Origin of the sequence: Mesobacillus jeotgali (assembly GCF_014856545.2) — a bacterium.
In the GTDB taxonomy this organism is placed as follows: domain Bacteria; phylum Bacillota; class Bacilli; order Bacillales; family Cytobacillaceae; genus Mesobacillus.
Genome location: NZ_CP109811.1, coordinates 969,332 through 991,418, shown reverse-complemented (window position 1 = coordinate 991,418; position 22,087 = coordinate 969,332). Strand labels below are relative to the sequence as shown.

The 22,087-nt window shown below is 44.5% G+C and carries 21 protein-coding genes, 2 pseudogenes and 1 riboswitch; of the genes and pseudogenes, 6 read left to right on the top strand and 17 right to left on the bottom strand.

What is annotated here, in order from left to right; translation table 11 throughout:
• The first annotated feature begins 52 nt into the window (after positions 1–52).
• Positions 53–421, top strand: a complete 369-nt coding sequence (locus FOF60_RS04930; RefSeq protein WP_192469498.1) for a DUF948 domain-containing protein — start codon at positions 53–55, stop codon at positions 419–421.
• A gap of 215 nt (positions 422–636) precedes the next feature.
• A complete protein-coding gene (locus FOF60_RS04925) occupies positions 637–3,015 on the top strand; it encodes a M14 family zinc carboxypeptidase (RefSeq protein ID WP_192469499.1) in 2,379 nt (792 codons plus the stop codon).
• Positions 3,016–3,051: 36 nt separating this feature from the next.
• On the opposite strand, the gene FOF60_RS04920 is transcribed toward FOF60_RS04925, so the two are convergent.
• From FOF60_RS04920 to FOF60_RS04890, 7 genes are all read right to left on the bottom strand, one after another.
• A complete protein-coding gene (locus FOF60_RS04920; protein WP_192469500.1) occupies positions 3,052–3,429 on the bottom strand; it encodes a hypothetical protein in 378 nt (125 codons plus the stop codon).
• Between the two features lie 133 nt (positions 3,430–3,562).
• A complete protein-coding gene (locus FOF60_RS04915) occupies positions 3,563–4,753 on the bottom strand; it encodes a M14 family metallopeptidase (RefSeq protein WP_192469501.1) in 1,191 nt (396 codons plus the stop codon).
• 86 nt (positions 4,754–4,839) lie between these two features.
• The gene (locus FOF60_RS04910) at positions 4,840–5,409 is read right to left on the bottom strand and encodes a TetR/AcrR family transcriptional regulator (protein WP_192469502.1); all 570 of its coding nucleotides are present in this window, start codon (positions 5,407–5,409) and stop codon (positions 4,840–4,842) included.
• A 14-nt stretch (positions 5,410–5,423) separates the two neighbouring features.
• A complete protein-coding gene (locus tag FOF60_RS04905) occupies positions 5,424–6,131 on the bottom strand; it encodes an MBL fold metallo-hydrolase (RefSeq protein ID WP_192469503.1) in 708 nt (235 codons plus the stop codon).
• Between the two features lie 405 nt (positions 6,132–6,536).
• Positions 6,537–7,259, bottom strand: coding sequence for an amino acid ABC transporter ATP-binding protein (locus tag FOF60_RS04900; protein ID WP_192469504.1), 723 nt, complete (start codon positions 7,257–7,259; stop codon positions 6,537–6,539).
• Entirely contained in the window at positions 7,256–7,912 is a 657-nt protein-coding gene (locus FOF60_RS04895; protein ID WP_192469505.1) for an amino acid ABC transporter permease, read from the bottom strand. Before FOF60_RS04895 ends, FOF60_RS04900 begins: the two co-directional genes overlap by 4 nt.
• Positions 7,913–8,030: 118 nt before the next feature.
• Positions 8,031–8,852 carry a basic amino acid ABC transporter substrate-binding protein gene (locus tag FOF60_RS04890; RefSeq protein WP_192469506.1) on the bottom strand — a complete coding sequence of 274 codons (822 nt, stop codon included), beginning with the start codon at positions 8,850–8,852 and terminating at the stop codon, positions 8,031–8,033.
• Positions 8,853–9,026: 174 nt separating this feature from the next.
• On the opposite strand from FOF60_RS04890, the gene FOF60_RS04885 reads away from it, so the two are divergent.
• From FOF60_RS04885 to FOF60_RS04875, 3 genes are all read left to right on the top strand, one after another.
• Positions 9,027–9,401 (top strand): VOC family protein, encoded by a 375-nt coding sequence (locus FOF60_RS04885; protein ID WP_192469507.1) that lies wholly within the window; start codon positions 9,027–9,029, stop codon positions 9,399–9,401.
• A gap of 171 nt (positions 9,402–9,572) precedes the next feature.
• Entirely contained in the window at positions 9,573–10,787 is a 1,215-nt protein-coding gene (locus tag FOF60_RS04880) for an MFS transporter (RefSeq protein ID WP_192469508.1), read from the top strand.
• Between the two features lie 142 nt (positions 10,788–10,929).
• Complete coding sequence (locus FOF60_RS04875; protein WP_192469509.1) at positions 10,930–11,709, top strand: formate/nitrite transporter family protein; 780 nt, start codon at positions 10,930–10,932, stop codon at positions 11,707–11,709.
• 8 nt (positions 11,710–11,717) lie between these two features.
• Here the strand turns inward: FOF60_RS04875 and FOF60_RS04870 are convergent, their stop codons facing one another.
• From FOF60_RS04870 to FOF60_RS04850, 6 genes and pseudogenes are all read right to left on the bottom strand, one after another.
• Positions 11,718–12,038, bottom strand: coding sequence for a hypothetical protein (locus FOF60_RS04870; RefSeq protein WP_192469510.1), 321 nt, complete (start codon positions 12,036–12,038; stop codon positions 11,718–11,720).
• A gap of 236 nt (positions 12,039–12,274) precedes the next feature.
• Entirely contained in the window at positions 12,275–13,279 is a 1,005-nt protein-coding gene (locus FOF60_RS04865; RefSeq protein WP_192469511.1) for an ABC transporter permease, read from the bottom strand.
• A gap of 1 nt (position 13,280) precedes the next feature.
• Positions 13,281–13,955 (bottom strand): annotated as a pseudogene (locus FOF60_RS24550) (ATP-binding cassette domain-containing protein); the annotation flags it as partial.
• 318 nt (positions 13,956–14,273) lie between these two features.
• Positions 14,274–14,765, bottom strand: a pseudogene (locus tag FOF60_RS24545) (ATP-binding cassette domain-containing protein); the annotation flags it as partial.
• A gap of 247 nt (positions 14,766–15,012) precedes the next feature.
• A complete protein-coding gene (locus FOF60_RS04855; protein WP_192469512.1) occupies positions 15,013–16,110 on the bottom strand; it encodes a sugar ABC transporter substrate-binding protein in 1,098 nt (365 codons plus the stop codon).
• A gap of 102 nt (positions 16,111–16,212) precedes the next feature.
• Positions 16,213–16,319, bottom strand: a riboswitch (SAM riboswitch).
• Positions 16,320–16,467: 148 nt separating this feature from the next.
• Positions 16,468–19,215: a dynamin family protein gene (locus tag FOF60_RS04850; protein ID WP_192469513.1), complete on the bottom strand. Its 2,748-nt coding sequence runs from the start codon at positions 19,213–19,215 to the stop codon at positions 16,468–16,470.
• 375 nt (positions 19,216–19,590) lie between these two features.
• Between FOF60_RS04850 and FOF60_RS04845 the strand changes: the two genes are divergently transcribed.
• Entirely contained in the window at positions 19,591–20,100 is a 510-nt protein-coding gene (locus tag FOF60_RS04845; RefSeq protein WP_192469514.1) for a hypothetical protein, read from the top strand.
• Positions 20,101–20,149: 49 nt separating this feature from the next.
• Here FOF60_RS04845 and FOF60_RS04840 read toward each other — a convergent pair whose 3' ends face one another.
• From FOF60_RS04840 to FOF60_RS04825, 4 genes are all read right to left on the bottom strand, one after another.
• A complete protein-coding gene (locus FOF60_RS04840; protein ID WP_192469515.1) occupies positions 20,150–20,371 on the bottom strand; it encodes a hypothetical protein in 222 nt (73 codons plus the stop codon).
• Between the two features lie 109 nt (positions 20,372–20,480).
• On the bottom strand, positions 20,481–20,678 hold the full coding sequence (locus FOF60_RS04835; protein ID WP_192469516.1) for a hypothetical protein: 198 nt from the start codon (positions 20,676–20,678) through the stop codon (positions 20,481–20,483).
• On the bottom strand, positions 20,671–21,198 hold the full coding sequence (locus FOF60_RS04830; protein ID WP_192469517.1) for a QcrA and Rieske domain-containing protein: 528 nt from the start codon (positions 21,196–21,198) through the stop codon (positions 20,671–20,673). The genes FOF60_RS04835 and FOF60_RS04830 overlap by 8 nt, the downstream gene beginning before the upstream one ends.
• A gap of 18 nt (positions 21,199–21,216) precedes the next feature.
• On the bottom strand, positions 21,217–21,957 hold the full coding sequence (locus tag FOF60_RS04825) for an Mrp/NBP35 family ATP-binding protein (protein WP_192469518.1): 741 nt from the start codon (positions 21,955–21,957) through the stop codon (positions 21,217–21,219).
• Between the last annotated feature and the right edge of the window lie 130 nt (positions 21,958–22,087).

Sequence of the window (22,087 nt, the reverse complement as noted above, 5' to 3'; positions counted from 1 at the left end):
ATTGTACTTGTAATGGAATGATTAGATGCAAATGTAAAAGGAGGCAGGCTTCATGATCATTGTCTATATAAGTATCGCTGTCATCGTGGCAGCCCTGGGGTATCTTGGTTATGTTGTTTATAAAACATATAAAGATGCCAAGCCAACGATTGATAGTCTTCAAGAGACTGCGACCCGGGTACAGAACAAAACGAATGCCATCAAAGAAGAAACCGATTCACTCAAGTTTAAGCAGCAGAAGCTGATGACTGATTTTGATAAGAAAAAGAAAGCTGTCAATACCGTTGTTTTTTCAGTAAAACAGACACCGGTAGAATTCAAGAACGCACTTGTTGCAAAACCTGTCGCTGAACTCGAACAGAAGTATAAAGCAAGACAGTGGAACCGCAAGCGTCGCAACCGAACCATGCAGCCACAGTAAGACAGGGCAACTCGCCCTGTTTTTTTATTTGCCTTTGCCTGGTGACTATCTTCCTATATCCTCATTCTGATTTATTTCCCAACCAGTCAAAAATTCAACAGAAACAAGGGTTATGATACCGGCACTAAAATTTAGGAATATTGTACGATTGCCGAAATAATTTTTAATACTTATTATGAATAAATATACAAAATATAATTTGGAGGAATACATATATGAAGCATAAAAAGATTATCTCTGGTGTAGTCGCCGCAAGCTTGCTGGCATCCTCGCCATGGACTCCCGCGCTCGCTGAGTCACTCAAGTGGAATTATGTAAATGCATATGAGGAAAAGGACGGCAGCTTATTCAACAGTGAAAACTATGATTTTATGAAATTCTCAGAAATTGGCGACAAGCTTGAACAAATCGAGAAGCAATCCAATCGTGTGAAGGTAGAAGTAAAGGGCCAATCATCAACAGGACAGCCCCTTTATGTCGTTACGATAGCTGCACCTGACTCTCAGGGCAAGTTTGGCAAAATTCAGGCATTAAGAAAACAAATGTTCAAGAACCCTGGCAAGGCACAGGACTGGATTGAAAATAACCCAGACTTCAAAGTGCCGATCATGATCAATGGATCCATCCATGGTACCGAGTTTATCGGCAGTGATGCGGTCATGCAGCTGATTGAGCGCTTTGCTCTTGAAAATGACGATACAACAAAGAAAATCCTCGAAAATAACATCCTGATTTTCAATGTTGTCCAGAATCCTGATGGCCGGATTGATGCAACACGTTTCAACGGTGAAGGAATCGACCTGAACCGTGATTTCATCACCCAGTCACAGCCAGAAACCCAGGAAACCGTCGCACTGATCAAGGAATGGAATCCGATGGTCTTCCTTGATACACATGGCTATGTAAAAAATTATGCACCGAACAAGCAGGGTCTTATTGAACCATGTACGGTTCCACACAATCCTAATTACGAATATGATTTGTATGAAAAATGGGCAATGAACCAGGCAAAAGCAATGGAAAATGAAATCATGTCCGACAAGGAAAACTTCTCAGGCAGCCTCTATCAATCAATGGAAGGAACCTACATTCCGCAGCGTGATGACGCAGAAGGCTGGGATGATTATCCGCCAATCTTCACTCCGATGTACGCAATGTACCATGGTGCTTACGGCCACACACTTGAAGCGCCAACAAATGATGAAGACGGCGTTCGCTGGATGTATGACGCCATCATGGGCGCATTGAAAAATGCTACGGATAACAAGCAGGAAATGATCAAGGACCAGATTGAGATGTTCAAGCGCGGCATCAATTTTGATCACCCATTCCATGAAGAAGGCTTCTTCCCGACTGCCTATGTGCTGCCTGTTGATTCCGAAGATCCAACCGTAACACATAAGGCAGTTAATCATCTGCAGAAAAACGACATCGAAGTCGTCCAGGCTTCTAAGGCGTTCACTGCTGACGGAAAGTCTTACCCAAAAGGCACATATATAGTAAAAATGGACCAGGCAAAGGCTGGCCTAGCCAATACGATGCTGTGGGATGGCGAGGACATCACCGAAGACGTTGATGCCATGTATGATATCTCAGCATGGAGCCTTCCGGAACTCTGGGGATTCGAGGCGATTGCGGTTCAAAGCGAGTTTGATGTGACAGCGACTAAAGTGAACCAAATCCAGGGGCAAGGTTCTGTCATTGGTAAAGGTCCATTCTTAATCCCGAACAGTTCAGTAAAAGCTGTTAACCTGGTGAATACGCTCCTTCAGCAAGGGGTTACAGTTAAACGCGATTCTGAAGGTAATTTTTACACAGAATCAGCTGCAAACGTAATTTCAGCAGCGGTAAAGCAATCCGGACTGCACATTGAATCAACAAAGGTTCCGGCTGAAGCAGTTGAGGTTGGGGACTTAAAGGTCGCAATCCTAAAAGATGGCGGCATAAACAAAGCTCAATCTCACTCGGGTACAAAACTCGCTCTGAAACGTCTTGGCTTCACCGTTACTGAAGTAACTCCTTCAGACGTTGCAGAACAAGGTCTTTCCAGCTTCGACGTATTCGTATACAGCGGAACGGAAGGCTTGATTGCCAAAACTCAGTCACGCGCGGGTAATAAAGAGTTCGGATTCCAAAATCCAGCTCAGTTTGATAGTTTCAAAGCAAATGTAGATGAATTTTTAAATAATGGCGGAAAATATATCGCAGTTGGGGCTGGTGCCTCCCTCGCGACAAAGACATTGGGACTTACTGATGACGATATTGTCGTTGCAGGCTACAGCAGCAATGGTATTGCAAAAGTTGATTACAGCGGCCAAGGTGTGACGGGAGGATATAGCGAGGACGATCTCGGTTTTGTTTATCGCCCTGTCTGGTATGAAAACACCGATAACGATGAAGTATCCGCAACATTCGATGACAACTCCGACTTCTTTGTAGCCGGCCACTGGAAAAACAACAGTGAAGCACAGGGCAAGGCAGTCATCGTGAAAGAACAGGATAAGGACGTTACAATGATCGGCCTTGAAGCTGGTTTCAGAGACCATACCGATTATCTGTTCCGACTTCTTTCGAACAGCATTTTTGAAAAATAAGCATTGCAAAAGCATCGGGTAACTTGCCCGATGCTTTTAGTTATGAGAATAGTATTTTTCCAGCAGCAGATAATCTCGCGTCTTTTGAATTTCGATATTATGGGTAAGAGCGAACTCTTCAAGCTCACCTATCAGCTTTTCGCTGTAAAATTGCGCAACACCAAAATTGAAGCCTCTCCTTACCTTCACCACTGCATTCTTCGTCGACCAGCCAATGCGGCCGAATTTTATTTTTTTGATATTGTCCGGAGTCAGCAGTTTCCGGTAAATTGGATATTTAAATAGTTTAATTTTATATTCAAGGTGATTTGAGGTAATCGTTAATTGGATTTGATGTAAAGTAATGACCAGCACAGCAAGAGCAATTGAAACCCGGACCATCCAGCTGAAATTAGGCAGGATAAATACGCTCATGATAATGATACTCCACAAAATATCTTTGGGTAGGCTTCCTGTATAAGTCAACTAATTCCCTCCTCTCGTACTCTTTCGATTTTACCATATAAATACAATTTAAAAAGACCACCTTTTCAGGTGATCCGCTTTTTTATAGATAAAGTCCTGCAAGGAAGATTCCCAGGGCTTCTTCATATATCTCATCGAATTGGGACAGCGGCAGCGGGTTTATGCCGAAACCAAGTTCGACTGTAAAACCTGGCCTGCGCCAATCCTGGATGAACCAGTCTTTATAGCCGGCATAGCTCTCAATCGTTTTGACCGGCTGGTAACCGCTCACCCGCGCAAATTCATTGACCATCGCCTCCGATTCAGGTGGCTCAAGATTTTCAAAGCCCCAGTAGATGACCTCTCCCTGGGTATGGAAAGCCAGAACCCGGGCAAAATCGCGTCTTCTTGTCATTTCTGCCATCGCAATTGCTTCTGGCTCGGATAGCGGGTTTGGCCCAACATAGTCCCTTGGGCCAGGCTGGCTTGGGTTCCGTTCTTTTTCAAGCTCCCATTTTGCCGGGAACTGGTCGTTCAGGTCCACACCTCTGATATTGGCCTTCCATCCGCTGAAATCCTGGCTTCCTCTATTCAATTCTACTACTCTTTCATTCCATGGCTCTGCTTCAGGCGGCCCATTGAGCACAAGATCGACACCATCCGGATTCACCATCGGCACAATCGATAATGTTGTCTGTCCATAGAAGTTCTGCATGGACAAGCCGCGAATGGAGGACTTATTTGTCAAAGCCAGAAGATAGTCGTTCAGAAAAGTCATGATGATGGGAGTGGTGATCCATTCATTGGCATGGAACGATCCATTATAGTGAACCCGTTTATTGCCATTCCCGATTAGTGTTTCCGGGATGCTTTTTCCTAAAACAGAGTTTCCAATCGAGGGCACCCTCATGAACGGATAGACATTTTCCAAACGTCGTAAATCACTCATCAATGAGGCATAGTCATAATTCTTCTTACCCTGGACAATTCTCCAGGTGATCCTTAATGGAACCTTTACCATTTGGCCGATATACAATCCGTTTGGATTAATATTTCGGTTTGCGAGCAGCAGCGCATCCACCTGAAGATTTCTGCTTTGGGCAATTTTCCAAAGAGTATCCCCTGCACGGATCCGATAATCCACCGCTGCAAAACCAGGAATCCTCACCGTCTGTCCCACATCCAGAGCATTTGGGTCGATATCACGGTTGGAATCTATGATCAACTGGAGAGGGATGTTGAAAATATTGCTGAAATACCAAAAGGAATCTCCTCTTCTCACATATATATCCATAGTGCGCCTCCTGTTCTTTCAAAGTTGCATCTATACATATGTATATGAGTAGCTTTGGAATCTATTTCAGAAGATGAAAATTCGCTTTATTTTTTCAAACCCGTAATAAAGGCAGTGACTGCAAGCCGATAGCTTTCATCCAGATCAAGCGGCATGCCGAAACCACCTTTTTGCTCCAGCGATGCAAACCCATGCATCAGGCTTCTTAATCCGCGGATAGCATGGATTGCTTCCTCTTCAGGCAGTCCAAAAGGCTTCATAGCAGACACAATAAGTTCCACGATTTTTTTGCCGGCGTCATGAACAAGCTCATCCGCTGGATCAGGGGCGGATAATGCGAACTCGTATAATCCTGGATTTGTCCTTACGAAAGTTAAATAGGCCTGGCTTAATGCCTTTATTGCCTCTTCCCCCTGAGGCTTGCCTTCGGCTTCATTTGCGAGGCTGTTGAACAATTTTTCAAGAGAATAAATAGCCAGTTCTTTTTTGATCCCCGACAGGCCGTCAAAGTGATTGTATAATGATGGCGGTTTAATATTGAGCTTCTTGGCAAGCAGTGCAAGAGTTATAAACTCACTTCCATGCTCATTCGCAAGCTCAGCTGCTGCAATCATAATTGTATTTTTATCGAGTGCAATTTTCGGTCTTGGTGACATGTTTTCGAACTCCTTTATTTTGTAAAAGCTTTTTCCGCTTTTTGAATGGCTTTTTCGATAGGTGCTACAGGACTTCTCAGCAGCTCCCCGTGCCCAACCGCAAGAAGGGTTGGTTTTAGCTCCCTGATTTTCCGGGCACTTTGAAGGGCAGCTTCCTTGTTCCATGTCGCCATTGCTGGAAAAGGGAACCATGGAATTGTCACCCCTGAGACAGCAGTTCCTCCCCTGGTCTGGAAGGCGTCGCCCGCAATTAGGATGTTAGTTCTTTGGTCAAGGAATGACATCGAGCCAGGTGTGTGCCCCGGAGTTGAAATTGCCAGTAAAGAACCACTTTCATCCCCTTCATTTAGGAGCATATCCGGTTTTGTTTTAATATTCTTTGGCACACCGCCGCGAATCGGTGTCTGAGGCTCGGTCGAATCAAGAGAGGTATCACCAGCTAATAGGCGCGAATCACGGGCAGATATATATACCGGAACATTCAGTTTGGCTTTCAATTCATCAAGTGCCCCAATGTGGTCGCCATGTGCATGGGTCAAAACAATCCGCTTGATTGGTTTTCCGATTTTTTCAGCAGCCTGCAAGATCGGCTTCGCGCTATATGGGAGCGCAGCATCTATTAAAGTCAGCCCATCCTCCTCCTCGATAAAATAACAATTCACAGGAAAAAACCTTGGCATGAACGTCAGCTGGTATAAATCCCCCTCTTTAATCACTCTCATTTTAGTGAACCTCCCATAAAACTAATATCGTTAGTTTTATTTTAACTAATGTTATTAGTTTTAGCAAGGATTAATTGGATATATTATGAAAAACGGGCAGGCTTCTTCGCTTAATGCTGGTATTGGACTGCTTTGTTGGCTTTTTTGTTTGATGGGTAGTGAACTTTCCAGTTGCCGATGGTCATTTCTGAATTGGCGAAGTATATTTATGGGTGTACAATTTTTATTTACGGGTTGTACAAGTTTATCTCCAGTTGCAGCTGTTTTATCTCCAGTTGCATAACTTTTATCTCCAGTTACAGCAAGTTTATCTCCAGTTGTACAACTTTTATCTCCAGTTGTACCCGATTTACGGTTTAAAAAAGAAGCACCGACTATAAAATAATTCGGGCTTCCTTTCTCAAACTATAGCACCTTACTCAAAAACGCTTTCGTGCGCTCATGCTGCGGGTTTTCGAATATTTCACTCGGCTTGTTTTCTTCTACGACCAATCCGCCGTCCATGAAAATGACACGGTCACCGACTTCGCGGGCAAAGCCCATTTCGTGAGTGACGACGACCATCGTCATGCCTTCTCGGGCAAGTTGTTTGATGACCTCTAAAACTTCCCCGACCATTTCTGGATCAAGCGCTGAAGTAGGTTCATCGAACAGCATGATTTTCGGCTCCATCGCAAGGGCGCGAGCAATCGCCACCCGCTGCTTTTGTCCGCCGGAAAGTGAATCTGGGTAGGTCTCTGCTTTGTCCTCGAGTCCTACCTTTTTCAGCAGCTCCATTCCTTTCTCCCTTGCCTGCCGTTCAGGAATTCCTCGTACCTTCAGCGGAGCCAGCATGATGTTTTCAATCACTGTCTTATGAGGGAACAGATTGAAGTGCTGAAAAACCATTCCGACCTCTTCACGCACTTTGTTGATATCCGAACCCTTATCAGTAATGTCAATATCTTCGATCAGCACATGTCCATCCGTAATCGTTTCCAGCAGGTTGATACAGCGGAGGAAGGTGGATTTGCCGGAACCCGATGGACCGATGACCACTACAACTTCCTGTGGCTGGACCTCAACATCTATTCCATTCAAAACCTTGTGGCTGCCAAATGATTTTTGCAGATTAGCGACTTTGATCATTCTGTTTTCAGCCTTCTTTCAAGGAGATTTAATAAAAAGCTAAGCGATAGCGTTAATATTAGGTAAATGACTGCAGCAGTAAGGTACGGCTCCCAAACACGGGAATACTGTCCTGACATCGCCCGGCCCCAGTACATGATTTCCGGAGTCGCGACAACCGCCGCAAGTGATGATTCCTTGATTAGTACAATGAACTCATTTCCAAGAGGCGGGATCATCCGTTTGAAGGCCTGAGGTAAAATCACATACCTCATCGCTTGCACATGGGTCATTCCAAGTGAACGGGCGGCTTCCATCTGCCCGCGGTCGATCGACTGGATTCCTGCCCTGAAAATCTCGGCGATATAGGCTGCCGCATTCAGGGACAGGGCGACGATTGTCGCGACAATCCCGTTCGTTTCCCCTATGAGCATAGGGACGACACCAAAATGAATCAGCAATATTTGCACAAATAACGGGGTTCCCCTGAAGAAAGTAATATACCAGACAAAAGGCCATGTCAGCACTTTCCGCCGCTGGATTTTCCCGAGGCCAATGAACAGGCCGAGGATTGTCCCGATTAAAATCCCCGCCAATGATAGCCCAATTGTCAGCAGCGTGCCTTTTACTAGATAAGGAGAATATTCAATAATAATATCAAAACGAAAATCCATAGCTTGCCCTCCAAAGCCCCGAGGCCTGGGACTAGATTTTGATGAAGTTTTACAAAAAAAATGCGTAACGCTGTTTTCAAGAGTTACGCATCATCGATGATTCATAGTTTATGAGAAATTATTCTGATGCTTCCTGTTCCGCTTTCAGCATTTCCAGGTTTGGTTCTTGGCCGAACCATTCTTGATAGATTTTTTCATATGTGCCATTCTCGACGATTTTCTTGATTGCCTTGTCAAAGTCCGCCTTCAAATCTGTGCCTTTCGGGAACAGGATTCCATAGTATTCAGCCTCGAAGCTGCCGCTATCCTCAATGACCTTCAGTTTTTCTTTCGGATTGTTTTTGGCATATACTTCGACAACGCCGTTATCGGCAACGACTGCATCTGCTCCACCTGAAAGCATTTCCATGATTGCCAGGTTGTTGTTCTCGAATTTCTTAATATCCTCGTTATTCTTGCCAAGGAGCTTATCCATTGCTGCCTGCCCGGTTGTGCCGTTTTGGACTGCCACTACCTTGCCCTTCAGATCAGCAGCGCTTTTAATATCGCTGTCTTCACGGACAAGGATTTTATTTGTGGATAAGAAGTACGGTAAAGAAAAGTCATAGGTCTGTTTGCGCTCATCATTGATTGAAATCGAGGATACTGCCAGATCAGCTCTCTTGCTCTTGATCTCAACAAAAATCGGATCCCATCCGACATTCTCGATTTTCAGCTCATATCCTGCTTCCTTCGCGGCTGCTTTCAGGAAATCGATATCGAAGCCAACAATCTTGTCGCCTTCCATGTATTCAAATGGTGCATATGCTGCGTCGGTGACCACCCTTAATTCCTTCTTTTCAGCCTCCGATCCTGTCCCTCCTGAGCTGCTTGTACCACAGGCCGACACTACAAGCGCTGTGATCACCATCATCACAATCGCAAAGAATCTTTTTTTCATTCTTGCTTCCCCCTCTTTGTAAAAAACGTACATAACTTTTAATAATTTATATGTAGAGAAGCAGGCTTGTATTACTTTTTACTGTAATAAGAAAAACTTATCATAATAGTTTCATACCTTGTCATTTCCTTATGTTTCCTTTTAGATTAAGATTTTACCAGGGAGGGATTTAATATGACATTCAAATTTAAAGCTGTTGATCATGTACAGCTTGCAGCGCCTAAGGGGTCAGAAGAGCAGGCAAGACGATTTTTTGGAGAACTATTAGGTTTTGAAGAAATCGAAAAACCGGCAGAATTGAAAAAGCGGGGCGGAGCATGGTTTAAATTCGGACTTTGCCAAATCCATGTCGGTATTGAGGAGCCTTTTATACCTGCTCGCAAAGCTCATCCGGCTTTTGAAATTGAGGATATCGAAGGATTGAAACAGCATTTGTCCTCTTCAGGGGTTGATTTTACTGAAGATGACAATCTTCCAGGTGCGAACAGGATTTATGTAAACGATCCGTTCGGGAATAGAATTGAATTGCTCGAATGGATTACGAACTAAAAAATGCGTGAAAGGCATACTCACCTCCGACCGGTGTCGGAGCTGAACTATTCTCAGAGTCTGCAAATCCGAAAAAGCCGCTGCTTGCTCGATTGGTTTTCATTCCAGCAAAAATTTGGTATCATATTTAGAAAAGCGAAATATTCGTTCTGAGAAAGAAGTGTTGATGGAATGACCCAGCAGCAAAAGGCGAAACGCAACTTGATGATCATGTGGTTCGCAAATTTCTTCATCGCCGGCAGCATGACAATGGTCATGCCTTTTCTCTCATTGTATATTGAAACCTTTGGTGATTTTTCAGAAAGGTATGTCCAGAACTGGTCAGGCCTGACATTCAGCATTACGTTCGTAACAGCATTTCTATTTTCACCTGTGATCGGAAGATTAGGTGATCGATTCGGGCGCAAAAGAATCCTGATCTTCATGGGAATCGGGATGGGGTTATCCGTCTTTCTGCTAGGATTTGCAACTTCTGTGTGGGAGTTATTTTTACTGAGGATGTTCATGGGATTATTCTCCGGCTTCATTCCCGTATCACAGGCACTTATTTCAACCCAGACATCAAAAGAAGAAGCAGGAAAAGTGTTGGGAACACTGCAGACAGGCAGCATCACAGGCTCACTGCTTGGCCCAATGCTTGGCGGGGTTCTTGCTGACTCCTACGGCTACGGAGCAACCTTCCAATCAACCTCTGTCTTCATCGTCCTTTCTGGTCTGCTCGTATTCTTGGTCATGGAGTACAGAGTCGATATCAATAAAGGAACCAAAACAAATTACAGCCGCAAAGAAGTTCTTCAGCATATCTTCAAAAACCCAATCATGGTGAATGTGCTGCTCATGTCGATGCTTGTGCAGATTGCCCATTTCAGTATCCAGCCAATCCTTTCACTATATGTGGGAGAGCTGCATGGCCCGGAAAACCTGGCATTCTTTTCTGGAATCGCCTTTTCGGCAGCAGGGCTTGGCAATTTGTTAATGGCAAGAAAATGGGGCCAAATTGCCGACCGGGTTGGCTATATCAAAATACTTGTCGTGCTCCTGTTTTTATCAGCGATCATTTATCTGCCGGGCGGTTTTGTCGGTAACATCTGGCAGCTCGTCCTGATTCGGTTCCTGCTTGGAATCACCATCGGCGGCATTATCCCGGTCAGGGTTGCCTATATCAGACAGGAAGCACCGGTGGCCATGCAGGGCGAGGTACTTGGCTACAACACAAGTCTCCGTTTCTTCGGAAACATTATCGGGCCAGTGCTCGGCGGTTTCCTTGCGGGTTACTTCGGCTTTACCTCGGTATTCGTCCTGACAAGCGGACTTCTGCTCGTAAGCGGCATTGTCCTGTTTGCCTCGATGCAGCGCAATCCTCAGTTCGTCAGAGATACATTTTAACAGGCAAAAAAGACTGGATCGCGGATCCAGTCTTTTTTCGTCTATCCCGTTTCACACGATTAGTCTGGAGAACCATTACATATGGCTGGAAGGTTTGGGAAAGAATATTGTTCATCTTAATGACAGTTGTGGTGATTTCGAATTGGAAGTACAAGCATTGGAGGAAGTTGAAAAACTAGCCTTAAAAAAACAGAAGATCTTTAAGCAAAGTAAAGTACGTTATCTTGCAAGAGCTGCACTTGCTTCAATGTTCATAGGCTTCGGGGTAATTGTCGCATTCAAGACGGGGAATCCTTTTTATGTCGAGCATTCCCCCTTTGCCTATCCAATTGCGGCAATCACCTTTGGTGCCGCCATTATCCTGATTGCCTACGGCGGTGGTGATTTATTCACGGGCAATACTTTTTACTACACTTTTACGGCCCTGAGGAAAAAAATGTCCTGGCTTCAGGTCGTCAGAATGTGGGTTTACAGCTATGTAGGAAATATCCTAGGGGCTGCTGCTTTCGCTTTTTTAATTTATACAACAGGATTGTTTGATGACCATTCCGTAAACGGCTTCCTGTTGAGTGTTGCTGAAAAAAAGACACTTGCACCGACTACAGAGCTTTTTTTTCGAGGAATTCTCTGTAACTGGCTCGTCTGCCTGGCATTCTTCCTGCCAATGTCGATGAAGGGTGACGGAGCAAAAATGTTCGCAATGGTGTTTTTCGTCTACTGCTTTTTCATTTCAGGTTATGAACACAGTATCGCCAATATGTGTACCTTTGCCATCAGCATGGTCCTGGACGACCCTCAATCTGTTACTTTTTCAGGCGTTATTCATAATTTGATTCCTGTGACGATCGGCAATCTTATAGGCGGAGGCATCATGATGGGCTGGATGTATTATTATGCGAACAGGCCATATTTTGCCGAATGATAAAAGGCTCAGTTTGTACCTGAGCCTTCCTTTTTGTATTTGATCGCAATTTGAACGGCCAGCAAGGTGGATCCCAGAAAGATGGCGGCAAGCAGTATTTGATTACTCAACAACTCTTTTGAATACACTGCTCCATTCATTGAAAACCAAAACAGGCTGTTGACTGAAGCGGTCCCGAAGAACAACCCCCAGATGATCTCCTTGACCTTACGATACCAACGGCTCCCCTGGAGATGCTTTATGTAAAAATAGAAAAATATACATACGGCCAAAACTACAAACGAATAACTGTAAGGAAAAAGCACAGCATCTTCTACTTTATCTATCACCGCGATGTTCCCTAGAAAAAACAGTTGAAAGATAAGAAAATAAAAAACGACAATTACTAATAAAATCCATTCTGATATGTATATAAAGATCTTTCCGTAAATTTCGGATCCCTCCTTAAAACCATGTACCTTTATAGTTCTTTATTGAAAACAATATTCCTCTACAAAAACAGGATATAGAGATTTCTATACCCTGTTGGACGTATTTTTCAATTTTAATATTGAAGCAACTGCGACTAATGTTTTTGCTTGTAATAGGTAATTCCCAGCGCAAATGCCAACACAGTCCCTTTCACGATATCCATCGCATAGTATGGGACCGACATCATGACGAGGCCGTTTTGCAAAATGCCGATCAGCACGGCGCCGACAAAAGTTCCGAATGCGTTCGGCTTGCCAGCTCCCAGAACGGAAAAGCCAATGAAAGCAGCGGCTACTGAATCCATTAAATAAGGTGAACCAGCATTGATCTCAGCCGTCATGACTCGGGAAGCTAAAACAATCCCGCCAATTGCCGCAAATAAAGCGGATAGCAGGTAGGCAGCAGTTTTATAGCGATTGACCGGGATGCCTGAAAGCCTGGCTGCCTCTTTATTGCCGCCAATCACATACATATAGCGGCCATGCTTTGTGTACGTCAGGAATATATGGACAATAATGACGGCGATCGCCATAATCAGAATGATCCACGGAACCTGCCCTATTTTAGCAAAAAACGGGCTGATCGTTCCTGTTGAAAAACTTCCATCAGGCAGAATCATATTCTCCGAAACCGTCGCGCCCTTCGTATAAGTCAGCGCCGTTCCCTGGATGATGAACATCATAGCCAGTGTCATCAGCATATCCGGAATCTTCAGCTTAACGATCATCAATGAATTGAGTGCCCCAACAATTAAGGCCGCCGCGATCGCTGATAATACGGCAATTAGAGTGTTCTGTGAAAACCAGACAAACATCGAGATGACGATGGCATTCGATAAAGATGCGACCGAGCCGACTGATAAATCAAAGCCATCGACTGTCAGGGAGATGGTGATGCCGATCGCAATAATGGTCACGATGGAAATCGAACGCAGGATATTAATGACATTATCGCCGTTGATAAAAGAAGGATTGACTGCCGCAAAGACTGCGACGAGGACAAAGATTGTCAAAATCGTCCCATATTTATATAGGAACTGGAACAGTTCGAATGTCTTTTTCGGCGTTGGTTCTTGCTGCAATGGGAGTTTCGCTTCCATCCTATCTTCCTCCTGTTGAATAAAATAAAAGTTCCTCTTCTGTTGCTGCGGCCGTTTCTAGCTCCTTGACTGGTTCACCATCATAGAGCACGTAAACCCGATTCGTGATGCCGACGATTTCTGACAGCTCGGAGGATGCATAAATGATACCCTTCCCTTGTGCTGCGAGCTGGGCAATCAACTCAAAAATATCCCGCTTCGCACCTACATCGACGCCCTTGGTTGGCTCATCAAAGATATACACGTCCGCATCGGCAATCAGCCACCTGCCAATCGCTACCTTCTGCTGGTTCCCGCCTGAGAGATTTTCAACTTTGGCATTTTCCGATGCCGTTTTGATGCCTAGAGCCTTAATGTACTCCTGTGCCGTTTTCTTTTCAGCCCGCCGATCGATAAAACTAAAAATTCGGGAGAACTTTTTCAAGTTGACCGCTGTCAGGTTGGAGGCAACGGATTCTGCGACAAGCACGCCTTCCTTGCGCCTCTCTTCAGGGACCAGGGCCAACCCGCTTTTTACAGCAGCGTGAGGACTCGCCAGCTTAAGGATTTTTCCTTTTAGCTTTACAGTTCCGCTCTTTATCGGTGTCGCGCCAAACAATGCTTTGCACAGCTCTGTCTTTCCAGCGCCGACCAGGCCGGCAAGTCCAACAATCTCCCCTGCTTTTACATGGAGGGAAGTATTTTTCACCTTGTCCCCATCTGTTAAACCTTCGACTTCCAGCAGAGTATCTCCAAACGTGCTGACCTTTGCCGGGAATTGGTCTTCCAGCTTGCGGCCAAGCATGTATTCAATCACCTGGTGGGTGTCGACTTCAGGAATACCTTTTTTAATAACCAGCTCACCATTTCGCATGATGGTCAGCTCATCACACAACTCGAAAATCTCGGGCATTCGATGGGAGATGAAAATGATGCCCACATTCCTTTTAGCTAGATCTCTCGTGATTCGGAACAGTTCAGACGTTTCGGTATGGCTGAGCGGAGCCGTTGGTTCATCAAGGATCAAAAAGGAGCAATCACTTGAAATCGCCCGGGCAATCAGGACCAGCTGCTTCTCTGCAAGCGTAAGCTCCCCGGCAAGATTTTTTACAGGAATCTGAAGGTTCATTCCTGATAAAATATCCTCTGCCTGTTTGAAAAGCTGCTTCCAATTCACCCAGTGCTTGTTTTCCATTGCCTGTACTGTGTGGTTAAGCATGATGTTTTCCCCAACAGTCAGCGATGGGATGATGGCTGTATCAACCTCCTGATAGACCGTCTGGATCCCGAATTTCTGCGCGTCACTCGGTGTCCTGATTTCCACACTCTCTCCATCGAGCAGGATTTCCCCTGTGTAATGATCGTGGGCACCGGAAAGCACCTTCATTAATGTCGATTTACCCGCGCCATTTGCGCCGATCAACGCATGGATGCTGCCCGTTTCTGTACTGAAATTAACTTCGTTCAGCGCACGCACCCCCGGAAAATCAATACTGATGTTGTTCATTTGAAGTTTCATCCGGGTTCCTCCTCCCTATCAATCTGGAAAACAGACACTCTTTTTTTGAGAGTGCCTGCTTTGTTCGCTGAACTGGAAAAAATCGCGTGGAATTTCCAGTTCGCTATAAAAATGAGATTTTCGCTATAAAATCGGAAAAATCGCTATAAAATCAAGAAAATCGCTATATAACTGAAAAAGTCGCTATAAAAATTATTTTTTCGCTATAAAACTTATCAACCAATCATTATTATTGTTATTTCTTATAGTGATCCTTCAATTTCTGCATCCAATCTTCCAGAAATGCGTCTGATTCGCCCCAGCCTTCGATGATTTCAGCCAGATTGACCATGTTTACTGGATTTTTTGACTGCTGCAGCTCTTCCTGGGAAATCAGTGATGCTTCTAGATCATAGGTTGCTGGTGTTTCCTCGCCGGCAAGCTTTTTCGCCAGCAATCTCATATTCACTTCTCCTATCAGCTTTGGATCAACAGCGGCAGTATATTTCCATGGGCTGCCTTCTCCCTGGATTTCCTGAAGATCAGCATTGGAAACATCAATTCCGTAAATCTTGATTTCCTCGCGGCCAGCTTCCTTAATGGCACGAGCAGCTCCGATTGCAAACGCGTCCCACGTTGCGAAAATCGCGTTAATTTCCCCTTTTGGATGCTTGTTGAGCATCGCGGCCACAGCATTCTGCGTCTGGACACTTGTATCGGCAGCGGCCACTCCGAATCTCTCAACCTCTTTGATTCCCGGGTTTGCCTTCAGAGTTTCCTGGTAAACTTTATTTCTTCTGACCATTGGCGGGAAGCCATCAACCCAGAGGTAAACGATATTCGCTTCTCCATGTTGGTCCTTCACAAGCTGGTCTAGTACCTGCGTTGCGAGAGCCTCATCATCCTGGGATGTGAGCGTGACTCCCTCTACCTGCGCCAGATCCGGATTTGAATCGAAAGTTATGACGCTTTTGCCTTTTTCAACTAATTTTTTCACATCATCTACAGTTGCTGCATCATCTCCATGGGAAATGATGAATCCATCATAATCCTGCTGCAGCCCCTGATTGATTGCGTCATGGAATTTGGCTGTATCACCATTTGCCGTGAAGACGTCTACCTTAAAGCCGAGCGCTTCTCCTTCTGCTTTCGCTCCGGCTAAAAATTGCGCTGTATGGTCATCTCCGCCAATCTTGCGGATGACTTTGATTTTGACTTCCTCACCTTTTGCAAATCGCTCCGGAACGCCTTCCACAGGACCGCTGGCCGTTTTCGTCTCTCCGCCGCCGCATCCTGTCAGCAGCAGTGCAGAAGCAACTGCACCTAAAAATACTTTTTTAATTCCTTTTTTCATTTGATTCTCCCCCTTTGATTGATCTGCGTAACTAAAACAAATAAAAAAACCTCTCCAGAAAAGAGAGGTTTCAAACGCAATAAAATGCAAAGTCGGATTCCTCTCTTATCTTTCAAAACAAAAAATTGTTTTGCAGGATTTAGCACCAATTCCATTGGAACGGTTGCTGGGCGTCACAGGGCCAGTCCCTCTGCCACTCTTGATAAGAGAATTTCTTTATTGAGTTAATGTTGCAAATCGATAAATTTTACTTTAAACTCCTATACTCATATTGTCAATATTATTATGAAAATTTAATTATATTCTTTTTTCCGTACCAAACAAAAAGGAAGACTCCAAATCGGAATCTTCCTTTTTCTATTCCCCTCTTCCTGCAGCTGTCATCCATTCAAACTGTCGGAGCTTTACTTCGTACAGTGTCAATGGGTCGCGGTACAGTTCTGGGTTGATTCTCATTTTTTCAAGTTCGGTCTTACCATAATCGATTTCCGATTTGGCTTCTTCTACTGCTTCTTCCAGTACAATGAATGGATTTTTGAAGAACAGGTTCACATCTCGTTCAATCGACTTCTCAAAAATCTCGAATTGCTGCAGGAATCTTTTCGCGATGGTTACGCCGATATCATAATAGTCTTCCGACTCCAGATAGGTTTTGTATCGGTTATAAAGCATCGCATTGTTTTGCGGCAGCACGCCAAGCAGCTTACCTGCGCTTTTCAGGAAGAACTGCTGCGGTGTCGGGCGGTTCATGATGTTGACATTTTCATAGTGTACACCGTTCGTCATCCGGCTTGCATCGCGGCGCCAGTCATCAAGCACCCTGAAATCACAATCCAGACTGATCCGTTCCTCTCCATACATCGAGTTAAAGCCCTCGGCCATTTCATTCAAGTAGTTTTGGCTATGATCGAATTCATCCTTGGAATGTTGAATCCAGCCCTGCAAATCTTCATGGAATTTCGGCAAAACAGTTTCATCAAGGTATTCCCTAATCTTCTTGTTCATTGCTTCATCCATTTCAGCATGGATTTTTCCGAAATCGCTGTCCTCCGTCACCAATTCAGAACAACTGCGCAGGATTTCCGGGATTCTTTCAATGATTTCCGCACGGGTTTCATCCTTGATTTTACGATATGACTTCTGAATGGACTTCGATTTCTCTTCTTCAATGTCTCCCAGCTGATTGATGGCACCGTTCAGCTTACTTACCATTTCTTCGTTCCAGTTGATTGTTTCCATATGGTTATTCTCAATTTCAATCCGTTTATCAAGCAGATACGTGATGGCCCTTCTGACAAAGAATTGCAGTTTTGCTGTGCGCTCCTGCTCGATGTCGACAGACCTGTTGTTCGTTTTAATAAATTCAGAGAAGTCTCTCAGCTGCTTTCCTTTGTCATAATTAGCCGAGAAAGCAAACATTTTTGCGTCAGGATAGTATTGGCTGATTTCAGCCCATGTTTGGTCAAAAACTTCTACTGCCTCCTGCTGACTGTAGATTGAATCTATTTTATTCAACAGGAAGTGTATTGGAAGCTGCGGGAAGTACTCTGAAATCTTCGAGAGGATTTCTCTTTCTTTTTCCGTAAAAGGATCATTTGCGTTGAGCACGAAAAGCAAGCTATCTGCAAACCTCAGGTAATTGTACAACGGGTGATTGTCATAGTTATTGCGATTGACTCCAGGAGTATCAATCAGTGCCAGTTCATGGTCGCGCAGGAACGCGAACTCAGCTCTGAAATCTATGATCGTTTCATTTTTATGGTTCTGTCGGCGAATTCCTGCACTTTCCTTGAAGTCCTCAATATCCATGATTTGGCGGACGGCCGTATCGGTGATTTCCTGGATTTCCGGATTTTCTTCGTTCGTGAACCGGATGACCGCCGCAGTAGGAGATGTAATCAGTTCTTCCCCTATAATGGTATTGACAAAGGAAGACTTTCCATTGCCAGACAAACCGGCGATCAGTAGATTATGGACATTGGATTCCTTCAGCTCTTGGACCAGCCACTTGATCCTGTTGCCTACCTCTATCTCATGATCCTCTGCCCATTTGATGATTGTTTCGAATAGCTGCATGCTATCCTCGTAGCCATCATGGTACTCGCGTGAATTCAGCACAAGGTTCTCGGCATCGTGAATCGCCGATGCGGTAATGGTCCCTGGAAATACTTCATTCCACGCTATAATCGATGATGCCGAAACAAGGCTGTTAACAGGACTTGTTATCTTGAGCCAGTTAGTCAGCAACTCAGGAATCAGCGGAGAAATCTCTTTAATCAAGCGATCCCCATTAATCAGCTCGAAATAGGTATCCTGATAGACAGCCGAAAGATGGGTCCAGCCATCTCTTCTATTGCCGTCCATCCCGCTGAACAATTGGTTGAATTCCCTGAGCCATATCATGTATGAGCTTTGATTCCTGTAACTTTCCCACAATGAAACAGCTAGCTGTTCAAACCGGCTTCGGTCTACCTGGAATAGGACGGATAATGCTTCGTTAAAATAATCTGGCGATAATTGGCCGGTATGCCCCTGTTCTACGTACTGATTCAAGACGTCGAACCACTTAGGCGAACCGGTTCGAACACCTTCATTTACCGCCAATTCGACGGCATTTTCCCATTCCTGGTGCTCTTCAAAGAAAGCGCGGGCTATTTCAGTTACACCCGGATAATCCGGATCAAGTGCCACTGATTTCTTGATGACAGCAACTGCTTTTTCAAGCTTTCCCTGCTCTATGTAAAGCGTCAATAGCTGCAGGCCGCTTTCAATCCTCAAAATATTGCTCTCGGTTTCGATCGAAAGGTACAGGTCCTCTGCAGATGTGAGCAGACCAATCTCCAGAAATGCATCCCCCATGTTCTTTTTCGCCCACGGCTCCAGCTCATTCGTAATATTTTCCCACTTAAAAATCGCCGCTTCGTAGTCCTTGTTATGAAAATAGACCTCTCCCTGAGCAAAACGGATGTATGACAAATCAGGCATATCATTCTTCTGCTCTTCAAGGTAAAGCTCCCCGAGTACACGGACAGGGTGTGCCCTGTTCCCTGATTCCATAAAAGTTTCATAATACGACTTTTTGATTAATTGCTCTTCAAATGTCATGACTTTCCTCCGACTTCTCATAATGATCAATCCCAAAAAAGCCTTCGGACTCCTTCAGGCATTAAAAATTTGTATTAGCTAACTGTTCTTTTTCCCTTTTGCGGCTTGCCCTCAAACCTTATCATTGTATTCTATCAAACAATTTTTCATTCAAGATTTCAGCCAGCTTTCAGTTTCGCTACAAGTATTGCAAAATTTGTAACCTTTTTAATAAATAATCCAATTATTTGCCAGTTATCGTCGAATCATGTCGCTGCCTATACCTTTCGAACTACACCCGCGATTTATGGGTAAGAAATGAAGTTTGTCACACCGCAGATAGGGCAAAATCATTATAATGAAGGTAACAAGACGATCGAAAAAAAGGAGATTATTATGCTTACTTTGAAACTTATGGGAACACCCCTCGAACATATGAAATCAGAACATATTAAAAACAAATCTGTCATGCTGAACAACAAAACACTTGCTACAATCAAGGAAACAGGAAATGAAGTTGAGTTCCAGATCGACCCTTATCTTGACCTTGATGAATTTCAATTTTTACGGGATTTGATCATGGAGCTCAGCTATGGTAACGAAGCCGCCATTGACGAAAGAGGCTGCCAGCTAGGTTATTTGGAGAACGGTGAGAAGGCCTTTTTGATCAAGAATTGGGAAGAGTGGAAGGTATTCCTGATGAAAGCCAAACTAAGGACACTAGAAGGCCAGAATGTGCAGGCTTTGAATCAAGAAGGCGAAGAACTTGGATCCGGCCTGCTTGCTGAATATGAAATCGCCGAAAGCCCATTCCGGATCAAAAGCTGTACCTTGATCACCCTGTTCGGGGAAAGGAAATTTGAAGGGGAAAATATCAGGATTGTGCCGACAAATCAGTTTAGCTAATACCATGAAAACAGTAAACAGAAAAGCAGCGGAAACTCCGCTGCTTCTTTTATTTGCCTTTTTTCAACTCATCAAGCAGCTGTTTTGTCCGTTTCGCATTTCCTTCCGCGAAGTTTTCGAGGCGTTCCTTCAGCTCAGGATCGTCATGGACTCGTTCAGCCGTAATCAAGTAAGTACGCATCAAATCTTCTTCAATTTCGACAGAATTTTCAAGTACTTCCTCAATTGATTCTTTTTTGCTGTCGTGATGAAAAAAAGAATGGGAAACCATCTCAATCCTCCCTTAAAGACTCTTTTCGTAATGGTTTTGCAGCCAATTCCAAATTCTGTGGAACTTGTTCCAATCTCAAAAGAGCTCTCTTTTTATCATCGCCACCAGCTTACTTTTTATACTCTGCCTTCCTCCAGATGAAGAAGGCTGTTGTTGCCAGGATAGTGGAAATCAGCGCAACAGCAACCGCGCCATATACACGCTCATCTTCTTGCCCATAATACCCCTCGATTGCATTGGAAAGCGAAAATACATTTATGGCAAGGAACAGGAAAATCGAGAAAAATGCAGTTCTTTTTTTATCCATGCCTTACTTCCCTCCCTACTGCGAAAACCTTTCCGTCCTTGATTTCAAGCAGGATCTTAGGAAGCTCTCGCTGCGGCGGTCCTGCCATAGGCTGGCCGCTGTCTACATTGAAATAACCTTTGTGGCAAGGGCACAGCAGGACATTTTCTTTATGCTCGTAGAACACCGGGCATTGAAGATGTGTGCATTTATTGTTGTAGGCAACGAATTTGTCCTCCGGTGTCCTGACCAAAATTGCTGGCTCGTTCTTCGTTGGATAGTTAAAGTTTCTTGATTCCCCGACTGCCAGATCATCGATATCGGTGATTTCCACTCGCTTCACTTCACCATTTTCATCGCGCAGGAAGGTGAAGATCCCGAATGGAGTCGTTGCCAGTCCGATGGCAACAGTTGCGCCAAAGGATGCCTTCAGGAATGCCCTTCTATTCAAATGGACATCGTCTTTCCTGTTCAGGTTATCGATTAGCTTGATCATATCTTTATCATCTTCATGATGGGTTTTGTTCTTATCATCACTCATAGCCAAATCCTCCTGTTCCTAGAGCTGAAACTTTGCATCGATTTTTTCTGCCAGGTTTAAATATTCCTTGAATAGCCCGGTATTCTCTGCTGCGATAGCAGGCGTTTCACTATTCTCATCCGCTTCCTGGATCGGCAGCTGGCCGAGCAAATCCGTTCCAAGCTGTGAAGCCAGTTCCTTGCCGCCGCCTTTTCCGAAGATATAGTACTTCTGGTCACTGTCTTCAGGCTTGAAGTAGGACATATTTTCAACCACGCCGATGACCTCATGCTTGCTCTTGATCGCCATTGATCCGGCACGTTCTGCTACAAATGAAGCAGCCTTATGCGGTGTCGTCACGACGATTTCCTTGCTCTGCGGAATCATCAGGTGCATATCAAGGGCGACATCCCCCGTTCCAGGAGGCATATCGAGAATGAAATAATCCATTTCTCCCCACAGAACATCCTCTGTAAAATGCTGAATCATTTTTCCAAGCATCGGGCCGCGCCAGACGATCGGTTCATTATCCTTCACAAGGAAGCCCATCGACATTACTTTAATGCCGTGCGCCTCAACCGGAATGATTTTTCCGTTGAACGTTTTAGGTTTTGCATCTATATTAAGTATTTTCGGTACGCTGAATCCGTATATATCAAGGTCGATGATTGCAACGGACTTTCCAAGCTTCTGCAGCGCAAGTGCAAGATTCACTGATAATGAAGACTTGCCTACTCCGCCCTTGCCGCTTGTCACTGCCAGCACATTCCCTTTTAACATTTGAAAGCACCTCTTTTTTTGGTTGGGTTATTACTCCCTACCTTATCTAAAATTGGTTGAAACCTTTGCTGGAAAAAATCGCCGAAAATTTCCAGTTCGCCAATATATTTTTATTTTCGCCAATAAATAT